The sequence below is a fragment of the Methylosinus sp. Sm6 genome (assembly GCF_019802345.1).
Classification (GTDB): Bacteria; Pseudomonadota; Alphaproteobacteria; order Rhizobiales; family Beijerinckiaceae; genus Methylosinus.
Map to the genome: position 1 here is coordinate 124,255 of NZ_JAINDZ010000001.1, position 11,857 is coordinate 136,111.

The following is an 11,857-nucleotide window of genomic DNA, read 5'->3' on the forward strand; positions in this document are numbered from 1 at the left end:
AGCTAGCGCGCGCCTTTGCCGAAATCGACTGGCAGGCCGAAGCTGCGGGCGAGGAACAGGCCGCCGTGCAGCAGTCCGCCATTGTCGATGCCGTGGCCGAGCCCGGGCGACAAATGCCATTGCGTCGGAATCTCGGCCTTGCCCAGCGCATTGGCCGAGAGCAGCAGCGCGTCGGCCGGGATCAGATCATCCTCCTCGCCATGGACGAGCAGGATCGGCGGCGGCTTGGTCCCCAATTGCGGGGCGATGTCCGGCGGCTCGCTTCCGGCGACCAGCACGCCGGAATAGCCGAGGATGGCGGCCGGCGGCCGCGCGAGGCGCAGTCCGACATGCAGCGCCAGCATGGTTCCCTGGCTGAAGCCGACCAGCGCCAGACGGCTCGCGTCGAGCTCGTGCCGGGCCAGTTCCTGCGTGAGAAACTCCGTGAGCAGCGGCCGCGTCGCCACGACGCCGCGCCAGCGCTCGCCGGGGTCGCGCATGGTGAGCGGAAACCATTGCCGGCCGGCGGGCGACAGCGCGCAGCGCTCCGGCGCATGGGGCGAGACGAAGGCCGCCTGCGGCAGAAAGGAGCGCCACTGCCGGCCGATCTCGATGAGGTCGTTGCCGTCGGCGCCATAGCCGTGCAGGAACACGACGAGCTGCTCGGCCTTGCCGGACCGGGGCTGAATGCGGGGGCCGTCGAGTTGCGTCATGTCCTCGTCTCGCTCGTTCCGGACGGCGGCGGCGGCCGTCGCGACCGACATCGCCGAGATAGAGCAAGACTCGCGCCCTTTGCAAGCGCCTCACCCGCCTCGATCGCCCCTCGCGAGGGCAAATTCCAGAGCTAAAGCGTGGCTGTCGCGCGTCGCCCCTGTCGCGGTCGCGCGGAATCGGCGAACATCGCGCGAAGCGGCGGCGGAAGGAGAGTCATCGATGCGTCCCGAGAGATTGACCGCATTCAGCGACGGCGTCGTCGCCATCATCATCACCATCATGGCGCTCGAGCTGAAGGCGCCGCATGGCGACGACTTTTCCGCGCTCGCCGCGCTCACGCCGATCTTCCTGAGCTATCTGCTGAGCTTCATCTATGTGGCGATCTATTGGAACAATCACCATCATCTGATGCACGCCTGCAAGCGCGTGACCGCGGCGATCCTGTGGGCGAACATGCATCTCCTGTTCTGGATGTCGCTCATCCCCTTCGCCACGGCCTGGATGGGCGACAATCATTACGCCGCGACGCCCACTGCTTTCTATGGCGTCATCCTGTTGATGCCGGCGATCGCCTATAAGCTTCTGCAGACGGCGATCGTTCATGCGCAAGGATGCGACGGCGAGCTGGCGACGGCGCTCGGCCGCGACGTGAAGGGCGTGATCTCGCCTCTGCTCTATCTCGTCTCCATCGGCTGCGCTTTCGTCGCGCCCTGGATCGCACATGCGATCTATGTGCTCGTGGCGCTGATGTGGATCGTGCCCGACAAGCGGATCGAGTCTATGCTGTCGAATGGTCCGCGAGCGTGAGCGGCGCCGCGCGTCGGGCGCTCCGCCTTCTTTGTTAATGCGGCGCTGCGCAGACTGCGGACGCCCATTCTCCGAAAGGAACGCAAATGAGCGGCGAGCGCTACCACAAGACCAGCATCGGCGACCATGCGCTGAAGCCCGAGACGCTGATGCTCGGCTATGGCTATGATCCCGCTTTGTCGGAAGGCTCGGTCAAGCCGCCGATCTTCCTCACCTCGACCTTCGTGTTCCGCTCGGCGGAGGAGGGGCGGGACTTCTTCGATCAAATGGCGGGACGCGCCGCGCTGACCGGCGACACCCATCCGGGCCTCGTCTATTCGCGCTTCAACCATCCCAATCTCGAAATTCTCGAGGATCGCCTCGCCATCTATGAGAAGGCGGAAGCGGGGCTCGCCTTCTCCTCCGGCATGGCCGCCATCACCACGACCATTCTCGCGCATGTGAAGCCGGGCGATGTGATCCTGCACAGCCGTCCGCTCTATGGCGGCACGGAGGTGCTGATCGGCCGCACGCTCGCGCCCTTCGGCATTCGCAGCGTCGGCTTCACGGATGGCCTCGACGTCGATGGGGTCCGCGTCGCCGCCGAGCGCGCCATGGCCATGGGTCCGGTCGCGATGATCTTCGTCGAGACGCCGTCCAATCCGATGAACAGCCTCGTCGACATCGCCATGATGCGCGCCATCGCCGAGGAGATCGGCGCACGACAGGGCCGTCGGCCGATCCTGTGCTGCGACAACACGCTGCTCGGTCCCGTGTTCCAGTCGCCGCTGACGCTCGGCGCCGATCTCTCGCTCTATTCGCTGACCAAATATGTCGGCGGCCACAGCGATCTCATCGGCGGCGCCGTGCTCGGCGGCGCGGCGGAGATGAAGCCGATCCGCGTGATGCGCAGCGCCATCGGCACGCAGCTCGATCCGCATTCCTGCTGGATGCTGGTCCGCTCGCTCGAGACCCTGTCGCTGCGCATGCGTCGCGCCGCCGGCAGCGCGGCGATCGTCGCCGAATGTCTCGCCGCGCATCCGAAGGTCGCGCGCGTGCATTATCCGCCGCTGCTGCCGCAGGATCATCCGGCGCGCGCGCTGATGGCGCGCCAGTCGGGCTCCGCGGGCTCGACCTTCTCCTTCGACGTCGTCGGCGGCGAGGCGGAGGCTTTCGCCTTTTTGAACAGGCTGCAGCTGTTCAAGCTGGCGGTGAGCCTCGGCGGCACGGAATCGCTGATCTGCCATCCGACGACGACCGTGCACTCCGGCCTTACAGAAGAGGCGCGGCGCGAGATCGGCATCACGCCGTCGCTCATCCGCATGTCGATCGGCATCGAGGATCCCGACGATCTCATTGCGGACATCGCGCAGGCGTTCGAGTGAGGTCAGGCGCTTTTGCGCCGGCGCCGCTCCGCCGAGGCGCTGCGCCAACGCTCGACCGCGCGACGGCGCAGCAGACGCTCGGCGAATTCCGCGCAGCGGCGGCGCAGACATTCGTCCGGACAGGAGTGCTCGTAATGCTTGCGCAGCGCCCAGAGCGCGAGCTCCGTCAACACGCGCTCGTCGGCGCAATCGCGCATCGGCTTCTCACGCGCGGCGTCCTCGAGCAAGGCGTCGATCTTCTGTTTCTCGTCGGCGATATCGCACATGCGACGCGCTCCTCGTGCAGGATTTGACACGAGCATCGATAATTCGCCGCTTTCGGGCAATATCGCGGCGCGCAGTTTGGAAGCCTTGCCAACTCGGCTCCAGCGGCAGCGGCCCACCCTTCTCGGACGGCCGGCTCGTTTGGAAATCTTGCAGCATGTGAAGCGAACGGCGGTCTTGATCGTCACGCGGGGCTGCGCGAAGCTCATGCAAAGATGTTTCGTCCGCTGGGCGCGCGCGACGACGCTAGGAGATCGCCATGTTCATCGCCATGAACCGTTTCAAGATCATCAAAGGTGAAGAAGAGGCCTTCGAGGCCGTCTGGGCGGCGCGGCGCTCGCGGCTCGACGAGATGGAGGGTTTCGTGTCCTTTCATCTGCTGAGAGGTCCCGAGCGCGAGGATCACACGCTCTATGCCTCGCACACGATATGGGAGACCAAGGCGGCGTTTCTCGCCTGGACGACGTCGCAGCAGTTTCGCGACGCGCATAAGGACGCGGGCAAGAACAAGCCGCTCTATATCGGCCATCCGGAGTTCGAAGGCTTCGAGAGCGTGCTCGACCAGCCGGCCATTGCGGAGGCTGCGAAATGAGCGACGCGCTGCAGCTCGTTTCGTCGAGCGTGCTCGAAAGGCTCTCGCAGCCGCCGCGCGTGTCGCGCGGCGAGCCCGGCGTCAGGCGGCGCATCTGGGAGATCATCGGCGCGTCGCATTGCTCGATCATCGGCACCTGCCTGACCATCGCGGAACTGCGCAAGATCGCGCGGCGCACGCGCTTTCTCGCCGACGAGCAGCGCTACAACGATTATCACATCCACGGACTTTTCGTGGAGGCGATGAGCGAGGACAGCGCCGTCTCGCGCGCCGTGCAGAAGCATCTCGACGCAAAATATGAAGGCGCGATCCGCAAGGCCAAGGCGCTCGACGGCGAGGAGGCGTTTCTCGACTATTGGGAGAAGGCCGTCGACAATGGCTTCGTGCCCGGCGCCTATTGGGCGCTGATCGGCCATCCGCGCCTGCCCGCCGGCGTCGACACGCGCATTTTCGGCGATATTCACATGATGTCGCATATCTGCGGCGCGGCGCATCGGGGCGAGGCGCGCGAGATCGCCGAGCTCAGGCGCGAGAAGGCGGAAATCGCGCGGCGCTTCGTCTCGCTCGTCGCCGAGCGCAACGAGGAGATCGCGCGCCAGCGCGGCGAGATCGCGCGGCTCTCCGCCGCTCTGCGAGAGCTGGCGCCGCTCGAGGCGGAATGCGAGCGGCTGCGGCGCGAGGCGACGAGCAATCGGCGCGCCGAGCTCGACGAGGCTCTGCGTGAGAACGCCATTTTGCGCGACGACCGCGCGCGGCTGGAGCAGCGTCTGGAACGGCTTTTGACGCGGCGCTCGCGCGTCGATGCGCCGGCGCCGGTTGCGCCGCCGCCGCCGTCCGAGATCGTCGTAAAGCCGCAAGACGAGCCGATGGATCTGTGCGGGCGCTGCCTGCTCTATGTCGGCGGCCGTCCGCGCACGGTGGGGCGTCTGCAGCAGATCGTCGAGCAGCGCAACGGCTCGCTCATTCATCACGACGGCGGCATGGAGGACAGCCGCGCCATGCTGAGCGAGCTGGTGCGGCGCGCCGACGCGGTGTTCTTCCCGGTCGATTGCGTCAGCCATCGCGCCGTCGATGCGGTGAAGAGCCTCTGCGAGAGCCGGGGGATTCCCTATTGCCCGCTGCGCAGCGCCAGCGCTTCGGCGTTCGAGCGGGCGATCAGCGAGCTCGGTCGCGCGGAGACGGCTGCGTCGTCCTGAGACGACGCTCGGGGGCGGCGCACCCTTCGAGACGCCCGCTTCGCGGGCTCCTCAGGGTGAGGGAGTCTCGTCTCGTTTACAGAATTCTCGACGCGCGTCCTTCTCCCACTCGTGGGAGAAGGTGGCCTCGCGAAGCGAGGTCGGATGAGGGGCCAGCCGACTCGGCGCGTGGTCTCGAGCGTCAGCGAATTCTGAAGGATCGTGATTTGTTCCGCCCTCTCCGGCAGGGCCCTCATCCGTCCCTCGCTGACGCGAGGGCCACCTTCTCCCGCCTTGCGGGAGAAGGGAGCGCCCTTTTCTGAGAGATGCCGGATTACTCGTTCGCGGCGGCGGCCTCGGCCTTTTCCTTGGCCTCGAGGTCCTCGCCGGTCTGCTGGTCGACGACGCGCATCGACAGGCGCACCTTGCCGCGATCGTCGAAGCCGAGCAGCTTCACCTTCACCTTGTCGCCTTCCTTCACCACATCGGTGGTCTTGTTCACGCGCTGCTTGGCGAGCTGCGAAATGTGGACGAGGCCGTCCTTGGCGCCGAAGAAATTGACGAAGGCGCCGAAATCGGCGGTCTTCACCACCGTGCCCTCGTAGATCTGGCCGACCTCCGGATCGGAAGCGATCGACTTGATCCAATTGATCGCCGCCTTGATCGAATTGGCGTCGGAGGAGGCGACCTTCACCGTGCCGTCGTCCTCGATATTCACCTTGGCGCCGGTCTTCTCGACGATCTCGCGAATGACCTTGCCGCCGGTGCCGATCACTTCGCGGATCTTGTCGGTGGCGATCTTCAGCGTCTCGATGCGCGGCGCGAACTCGCCGAGCTCGGCGCGCGAGGTGGTGAGCGCCTTGGCCATCTCGCCGAGAATATGCAGACGGCCGTCACGCGCCTGCGCCAGGGCGACGCGCATGATCTCCTCGGTGATGCCGGCGATCTTGATGTCCATCTGCAGCGAGGTCACGCCGTCGGAGGTGCCCGCCACCTTGAAGTCCATGTCGCCGAGATGATCCTCGTCGCCGAGAATGTCCGACAGCACGGCGAAGCGCTCGCCCTCGAGGATGAGGCCCATGGCGATGCCGGCGGTCGGCTTCTTCAGCGGCACGCCCGCGTCCATCAGCGCCAGCGAGGAGCCGCACACGGTCGCCATCGACGAGGAGCCGTTGGACTCGGTGATCTCCGAGACGACGCGCAGCGTGTAGGGGAACTCCGCGGCCGCCGGCAGCATCGGACGAATGGCGCGCCAAGCCAGCTTGCCATGGCCGATCTCGCGGCGGCCCGGCGAGCCCATGCGGCCGGTCTCGCCGACCGAATAGGGAGGGAAGTTGTAGTGGAGCAGGAAGCGCTCCTTATAGGTCCCTTCGAGCGAATCGACGAATTGCTCGTCCTCGCCGGTGCCGAGCGTCGCCACCACCAGCGCCTGCGTCTCGCCGCGCGTGAACAGCGCCGAGCCATGGGCGCGCGGCAGCACGCCGACCTCGGCGACGATCGGGCGCACGGTCTTCACGTCGCGGCCGTCGATGCGAATGCCGTCGTCGAGAATGTTCCAGCGCACCACCTTGGCCTGAAGGTCGTGGAAGGCCTCCGCGACATGCTCCTTCGAGAACGTCGCCTCGCCGCCTTCGGGGAAGAGCGCGGCCGTGACTTTCGCCTTCACAGCGTCGACAGCGGCGTAGCGGTCCTGCTTCACGGTGATCTTATAGGCCTGACGCAGCTCGGCCTCGGCGATCGCCGCCACCGCCGCCGCGACCTCGGACTTGTCGGCGATGTCGAGATCGCGCGGGTCCTTGGCGGCGCGCTCGGCGAGGCGGATGATTGCGTCGATCACCGGCTGGAAGCCGCGATGCCCGGTCATCACCGCCTCGAGCATCAGCTGCTCGGAGAGCTCCTGCGCCTCCGACTCGACCATCAGCACCGCGTCCGAGGTGCCGGCGACGACGAGATCGAGCGCCGAGAGCTTCATCTCCTCGATGGTTGGATTGAGCTTCAGCTGGCCGTTGATATAGCCGACGCGCGCGCCGCCGATCGGGCCCATGAAGGGAATGCCCGAGAGCGTCAGCGCCGCCGAGGCCGCGACCATGGCGAGAATGTCCGGATCATTCTCGAGATCATGGCTGAGCACGGTGACGATGACCTGCGTGTCATTGCGATAGCCGTCGGGGAAGAGCGGGCGGATCGGGCGATCGATGAGCCGCGACACCAGCGTCTCGCGCTCGCTCGGACGGCCCTCGCGCTTGAAATAGCCGCCCGGAATGCGGCCGGCGGCGAAGGCCTTCTCTTGATAATTGACGGTCAGCGGGAAGAAGTCCTGGCCGGGCTTGGGCGCCTTGGCGGAGACGACGGTGGCGAGCACGGTGGTCTCGCCCCAGCTGGCGAAGACGGCGCCGTCGGCCTGGCGCGCGATCTTGCCGGTCTCCAGCACGAGCGTGCGGCCGGCCCAGTCGAGCTCTTCACGATGGATCTGGAACATGTGTCTTTCGTCTTTCTCTCATGACGCGCAGGGCGCGCGTTCTTTTGACGGGCGAGGCGTCATGGGCAAGACGGCGAGAAGCTGCGGGGCGGGCTTTTCAAAGACGCGAAGCCGCGAACGCTTCGAAAAAGTCCTCGCCGCAGCGTCCGGCGATCCTGCCATGACGATCTGCCGAGGCTCGGCGCGACGGCCCATGCCGTCCGCCGACGAGCATCGGAGCGCATCCGATGCGGAAGGCCGACGAATCGTCTCGGTGGCCTTTGTCTCTCATACGCGAAATCGCGGCGCGCCGCGATCTCGCAATTCCGATAGGCCCGCTCGCGGGCCGAGTGTCAGCGGCGGATGCCGAGACGCTCGATGAGGCTCTTGTAGCGGGGCTCGTCCCGCTTCTTCACATAATCGAGCAGCTGGCGACGCTGTGACACGAGCTTGAGCAGACCTCTGCGGGAGTGATTGTCCTTCACATGGGTCTTGAAATGCTCGGTCAGATTGACGATGCGCTCGGTGAGGATCGCCACCTGCACCTCGGGCGAGCCCGTGTCGTCCGTCTTGGTCGCATATTCCTTGATGAGCGCCTGCTTGCGCTCGGCCGTGATCGACATCGGCAGGGTCCTTTTCTCGAGAGGTTCGTGGGTTCGATCCGCGCTTTGCGGCCGGGCCGGGATGTCGTCCAGCAGGGTCGCCTCGGGTGGAGCCGCCCGGAAAACCGAGCGTGCGAGGCGCTTATAGCAGAAACAAACGGGAAGGATAGAGAGCGCGGTCGGCCCGCCGTCTCGAGCGGCGCCTCCGCGCGAGACTGCATTTCCGGCTTCGCGCTGGCGCGCCGCAGCCAGTCTCTCACCATCCTCGATGGCCTCATGTCACAAAAGTTATAGTATTAAAATGTAGACATTAAGAATTGCGTCATCAGTTTGATACGTATTGCTGGAATATGTTCAATATACGCAAAATTATTGCTAATTTGTATCTATGCATGTCTATATAACGGTATGTCTATATAAACGGAGGTGCGGCTCGGTGTGTGCGCGGGAATGCAGCAACATGTCTTGGGGAGGGGTGAATGTCGGTGGATCGGATCATCGAGCTCGCGGCCGGCTCTGGCGGCATTCTTTATCTGATGCCGTTGATGTTGCTGCTCGCGCTCACGGTCAGCTTCGAGCGGAGCTGGTGTCTGGCGGGAATGGTGCGGCGTTGCCGTGCGGTCATAACGCGTCTCTCTCCGCTCGATCCCCTCGACCGGGCAGCGGTCGGCGAGGAAATCGACCGGCTGCGCGAAGGGTCGATCACGCGAATTCTGCGCGCGGCTCGCGAGACGCCGGACCTGCGGGATCGGACGCTGCTTCAGGCCCGCATCGAAGAGGCGATCCTTCAGGAGGTCCCCGCCATCGACCGCTCGCTGTGGCTTCTCGACACGATCGTGACCTTGGCGCCGCTGCTCGGCCTGCTGGGAACCATTATCGGCATGTTCAATTCGTTTCAGGTTCTGGGCAAGCCCGGCTCCTCCCCGACCGACATCACCGCCGGCGTCGCGGAGGCTTTGATCGCGACCGCGGCCGGGCTTCTCATCGCCATTGTCGGCGTCTTTTTCTTCAATAGCGTGCAGACCCGCGTGCGGCTTCATGTCCATCAGCTCGAGACGCTGAAAATGGTGCTGGTGAACCGGATGACCATCGTCGATGAAAGCGCCGCCTGCGAGGCGCCGCCGTTTCGGCCGATCGCCGCCGCAGGGGAGTGAGATGCGCTATTTCGAAACCCGCAAGGCGCGCATAGAGATCGTGCCGATGATCGACATCATGTTCTTTCTGCTGGTCTTCTTCGTGATGATCACCTTGCGCATGATCCCCGCGACCGGCGTGGCGAGCCAGTTGCCGCAGAGCGGCACGGCCGAGCAGATGCCGCCGCCGAGCGTCATCGTGACCTTACAGCAGGATGGCGGCGTGATCGTCGAGGACCTGCCGATCACGCTCGAGGAGCTGACCCGGCGGCTCTCCGTCGGCGAGGCGGCCAAAAAGGCTGTGACCATCGCCGGCGCGGCGTCGGCCTCGGTTCAGCAATTGATGAGCGTGATCGACGCCTGCCGAAGGGCCGGGGTCAAGCAGATCGGCCTCGCCGCGACCAAGGCCGAACGCTGAGAGTCGACCCGTGACGATCCCGATCTCGTCATCGCGGATGTCCGCGTTCGTCGCGCAATGGCGCGGCACCTTCGGCGCGGCGGTGATCGCGCTGCTCGCCGAAGCCGCGCTTTTGATCGCCGCCGCCCTCTGGCTGACGAGGCATTCGTCCGCGCCCGTGGCCGATCAGAGCTTTGGTCCGATTCAACTCGACCTCACCACGCTGCCGACGCCCGAGCCGCCGCCGCAGGAGCCTGAGCAGCCCTCGGGCGCATCGGCGTCCGAGCCGGCGCCGACGCCCGACGCCTCGTCCCCGCCGCCGGAACCGCCCAGCGAGGAGCCGACCGTCCCACGCTCCGATCTTCCCGCCAAGGAGGCGCCCAGCCCGCCGGTTGCGCCGCGTCGATATGTGCGCGATCTCCCGCCGGCGCCGCTGCCGGATTTGTCGCTGCTGCCGCGCCGGCAGGCCGCCGTCGGGCTCAGCCGGCCCGCGCCGCCGAACGCCAATGGCGACGCCGCGCAGCTGACCGAGTTCGTCGAGCGTTTGAACGCCGCGCTGCGATCGGCCTCCGTCTATCCCAAAGAGGCGCGTGGCCTGAAGCTGACCGGACGGGTTCTCGTCCGCGTGCATTATCGCGACGGCAAGGTCTGGGATCCCTCGATTATCCGATCGAGCGGTTTCGCCGTTCTCGACAAGGCCGTTCTGGAAGGGGTGGTCCGCGCGGTCTGGCCGCCGCCGCCTCGCGGCTATGAAGGCCGCGAGCTGGTCGTGCCCATCAACGGCGCGTTCTGGTGAGTCTGTCGGGCGTCAGACTCCGGCGCGACGCCGTCAGGGAACGGCGCAGCCGAGCTCGCCGGCGGCCGGACGGTCAAAACCAGTCGGGATGGCCGAGCGGCGAGGACATCAGGGACGAAAGCGCTGCATGAAGCGGCGCGTCGGGCGCATGATCGCGCAAATGGCTTGCCGCGGCGCGCAGGGACGCGAGCGGATCGTATGATGATATCCGCCGGCATCCGTGTCGGCCGTGCTCGTCGCCTCATTGTAACGCGTGATGAGGTTTGTGATTTCATCCGGCGTCGTCAGATCGCGTCTGTTTCGCAGCGGCCACAGCGCCGCTGCGAAATGTCCGGCATGGGTCCACTCGCTTTTCGGCAGGCTTCGATCGATGACGCGCAAAGCCGGCCGCTCGATCGAATCGTCATCGGACAACGCCATTATTCGTGCTCCAACTCCGCGTTCCGCGATCGGACCCAGGGGAGAACGCGCGCGACGAGCTCGCGCAAAAAATCGTCCGGCCTGTTGAAGACGACGAAGTGATGGCATCCTTCGAAGCGCACGAATTCTTTATGCGGCGCGGAAATCTCGTTGAAATAGGCCTCCGCCAGCTCCGCCGACGTCTGTTGATCCTCCATTCCTTCGAAGAAGAAGATCGGAATATCGAAGCGCGGCCCGAGCGACGGCAGATCGAGGTCCATCAAATCGGCGAAGAGCTGCCGGCGCGAAAATTGAACGCTCAGCATCAGCGTCTCGCGATCCGCCGCGGTGAATTGCGGATTGAGCGGGCGCGGCATGGGAGCGACGCTGTCGCCGTCGCCGTCGGCCAGCCGGTCGGCCAATTCGCGAAGTTTCCCGATTGCGGCGCTGTCGCGATAAGGCGGCGGCCCCAGCTCGACGAGCGCGCGCAGCGCCTCCGCGTTCTGGCTCCGCTGCGCCTGCGCGAGTTGCCGCCGGTAATTGCATTCCTCGTTCTCGCGCGGGCTCACCACCTGCCCGGTTCCGACATAGGCCGAGAACAGGTCCGCGCGGCGCTTGATCATGTGAATGGCGAGCACCGAGCCCCAGGAGTGCCCCATCAGAACGATCTTGTCGCATCGCAGCCGGCCGCGCAGAAACGCGACGACCTCGAGTCCGTCCTCGACCATGCGATCGATGGTGAGGGCGCCGCATCCCGCTTCGCCATTCTCGCCGAAGGTGCGGCCGGCGCCGCGCTGATCCCAATGGACGACGGTGAAATGCTCCTCCCAGCTTCGCCAGGCCGTCGCCGCGGGACGCGAGGAGGCGCCCGGCCCGCCGTGGAGGTAGAGCAATGTCGGACGCTCCCCGCTCGGCTCGGCGAACTCGATCCACTGTCGAATGCCCCCGATCTCGACATACATGCCGTCAGCTCCGTGATCGATCCAGCCCATCATCGAATGGATTCACGATAATTGCCAGGCCATGCTCGGCGTGGAATCCGCGCGCGATAAAAACTCTCGTTCTTCGTCAATACTGAGAAAAACGTTCTTATTGAACGGCGCCTTTCTCGCGACTAAGATAAAAGCTGCGTTTGTTGGCGCCGAATTCGGCGAATTCGTCCGAGACGTGAGGAGAG

At 65.6% G+C, this 11,857-nt stretch carries 13 protein-coding genes; 7 read left to right on the plus strand and 6 right to left on the minus strand.

Going from position 1 to position 11,857, the window contains the following annotated elements; translation table 11 throughout:
- Positions 1-2: 2 nt before the first annotated feature.
- Positions 3-692 (minus strand): alpha/beta hydrolase, encoded by a 690-nt coding sequence (locus K3F48_RS00570; protein WP_222573453.1) that lies wholly within the window; start codon positions 690-692, stop codon positions 3-5.
- A gap of 220 nt (positions 693-912) precedes the next feature.
- Here K3F48_RS00570 and K3F48_RS00575 point away from each other — a divergent pair, with 220 nt between their 5' ends.
- Both K3F48_RS00575 and K3F48_RS00580 read left to right on the plus strand, forming a co-directional pair.
- Entirely contained in the window at positions 913-1,500 is a 588-nt protein-coding gene (locus tag K3F48_RS00575; RefSeq protein WP_222573454.1) for a TMEM175 family protein, read from the plus strand.
- Positions 1,501-1,586: 86 nt separating this feature from the next.
- A complete protein-coding gene (locus K3F48_RS00580; RefSeq protein ID WP_222573455.1) occupies positions 1,587-2,864 on the plus strand; it encodes a cystathionine gamma-synthase family protein in 1,278 nt (425 codons plus the stop codon).
- A gap of 2 nt (positions 2,865-2,866) precedes the next feature.
- Here K3F48_RS00580 and K3F48_RS00585 read toward each other — a convergent pair whose 3' ends face one another.
- Complete coding sequence (locus K3F48_RS00585) at positions 2,867-3,130, minus strand: hypothetical protein (protein ID WP_222573456.1); 264 nt, start codon at positions 3,128-3,130, stop codon at positions 2,867-2,869.
- Between the two features lie 257 nt (positions 3,131-3,387).
- Between K3F48_RS00585 and K3F48_RS00590 the strand changes: the two genes are divergently transcribed.
- Both K3F48_RS00590 and K3F48_RS00595 read left to right on the plus strand, forming a co-directional pair.
- Entirely contained in the window at positions 3,388-3,720 is a 333-nt protein-coding gene (locus K3F48_RS00590) for an antibiotic biosynthesis monooxygenase (protein WP_222573457.1), read from the plus strand.
- Complete coding sequence (locus K3F48_RS00595; protein WP_222573458.1) at positions 3,717-4,916, plus strand: DUF2325 domain-containing protein; 1,200 nt, start codon at positions 3,717-3,719, stop codon at positions 4,914-4,916. The genes K3F48_RS00590 and K3F48_RS00595 overlap by 4 nt, the downstream gene beginning before the upstream one ends.
- A 313-nt stretch (positions 4,917-5,229) precedes the next feature.
- Here the strand turns inward: K3F48_RS00595 and pnp are convergent, their stop codons facing one another.
- Both pnp and rpsO read right to left on the minus strand, forming a co-directional pair.
- Positions 5,230-7,374, minus strand: coding sequence for a polyribonucleotide nucleotidyltransferase (gene pnp / locus K3F48_RS00600; protein ID WP_222573459.1), 2,145 nt, complete (start codon positions 7,372-7,374; stop codon positions 5,230-5,232).
- Positions 7,375-7,706: 332 nt separating this feature from the next.
- Positions 7,707-7,976, minus strand: coding sequence for a 30S ribosomal protein S15 (gene rpsO, locus K3F48_RS00605; RefSeq protein ID WP_222573460.1), 270 nt, complete (start codon positions 7,974-7,976; stop codon positions 7,707-7,709).
- A gap of 458 nt (positions 7,977-8,434) precedes the next feature.
- Here rpsO and K3F48_RS00610 point away from each other — a divergent pair, with 458 nt between their 5' ends.
- From K3F48_RS00610 to K3F48_RS00620, 3 genes are read left to right on the plus strand one after another with little or no spacing between them, the layout of a single operon-like run.
- Positions 8,435-9,109, plus strand: a complete 675-nt coding sequence (locus tag K3F48_RS00610; protein WP_222573461.1) for a MotA/TolQ/ExbB proton channel family protein — start codon at positions 8,435-8,437, stop codon at positions 9,107-9,109.
- 1 nt (position 9,110) lies between these two features.
- A complete protein-coding gene (locus tag K3F48_RS00615) occupies positions 9,111-9,506 on the plus strand; it encodes a biopolymer transporter ExbD (protein ID WP_222573462.1) in 396 nt (131 codons plus the stop codon).
- Positions 9,507-9,543: 37 nt separating this feature from the next.
- Positions 9,544-10,281: an energy transducer TonB gene (locus tag K3F48_RS00620; protein WP_222573463.1), complete on the plus strand. Its 738-nt coding sequence runs from the start codon at positions 9,544-9,546 to the stop codon at positions 10,279-10,281.
- A gap of 108 nt (positions 10,282-10,389) precedes the next feature.
- Here the strand turns inward: K3F48_RS00620 and K3F48_RS00625 are convergent, their stop codons facing one another.
- Together K3F48_RS00625 and K3F48_RS00630 are read right to left on the minus strand one after the other, a co-directional pair.
- Complete coding sequence (locus K3F48_RS00625) at positions 10,390-10,701, minus strand: hypothetical protein (RefSeq protein ID WP_222573464.1); 312 nt, start codon at positions 10,699-10,701, stop codon at positions 10,390-10,392.
- Positions 10,701-11,642 carry an alpha/beta fold hydrolase gene (locus tag K3F48_RS00630; RefSeq protein ID WP_222573465.1) on the minus strand — a complete coding sequence of 314 codons (942 nt, stop codon included), beginning with the start codon at positions 11,640-11,642 and terminating at the stop codon, positions 10,701-10,703. Before K3F48_RS00630 ends, K3F48_RS00625 begins: the two co-directional genes overlap by 1 nt.
- Positions 11,643-11,857 lie beyond the last annotated feature (215 nt).

Coding starts and splice junctions, on each gene's coding strand:
- K3F48_RS00620 (WP_222573463.1), top strand. CDS start 9,544: ATGTCCGCGTTCGTCGCGCAATGGCGCGGCACCTTCGGCGCGGCGGTG.
- K3F48_RS00580 (WP_222573455.1), top strand. CDS start 1,587: ATGAGCGGCGAGCGCTACCACAAGACCAGCATCGGCGACCATGCGCTG.
- rpsO (WP_222573460.1), bottom strand. CDS start 7,976: ATGTCGATCACGGCCGAGCGCAAGCAGGCGCTCATCAAGGAATATGCG.
- K3F48_RS00615 (WP_222573462.1), top strand. CDS start 9,111: ATGCGCTATTTCGAAACCCGCAAGGCGCGCATAGAGATCGTGCCGATG.
- K3F48_RS00625 (WP_222573464.1), bottom strand. CDS start 10,701: ATGGCGTTGTCCGATGACGATTCGATCGAGCGGCCGGCTTTGCGCGTC.
- K3F48_RS00590 (WP_222573457.1), top strand. CDS start 3,388: ATGTTCATCGCCATGAACCGTTTCAAGATCATCAAAGGTGAAGAAGAG.
- K3F48_RS00630 (WP_222573465.1), bottom strand. CDS start 11,642: ATGTATGTCGAGATCGGGGGCATTCGACAGTGGATCGAGTTCGCCGAG.
- K3F48_RS00585 (WP_222573456.1), bottom strand. CDS start 3,130: ATGTGCGATATCGCCGACGAGAAACAGAAGATCGACGCCTTGCTCGAG.
- K3F48_RS00595 (WP_222573458.1), top strand. CDS start 3,717: ATGAGCGACGCGCTGCAGCTCGTTTCGTCGAGCGTGCTCGAAAGGCTC.
- pnp (WP_222573459.1), bottom strand. CDS start 7,374: ATGTTCCAGATCCATCGTGAAGAGCTCGACTGGGCCGGCCGCACGCTC.
- K3F48_RS00575 (WP_222573454.1), top strand. CDS start 913: ATGCGTCCCGAGAGATTGACCGCATTCAGCGACGGCGTCGTCGCCATC.
- K3F48_RS00610 (WP_222573461.1), top strand. CDS start 8,435: ATGTCGGTGGATCGGATCATCGAGCTCGCGGCCGGCTCTGGCGGCATT.
- K3F48_RS00570 (WP_222573453.1), bottom strand. CDS start 692: ATGACGCAACTCGACGGCCCCCGCATTCAGCCCCGGTCCGGCAAGGCC.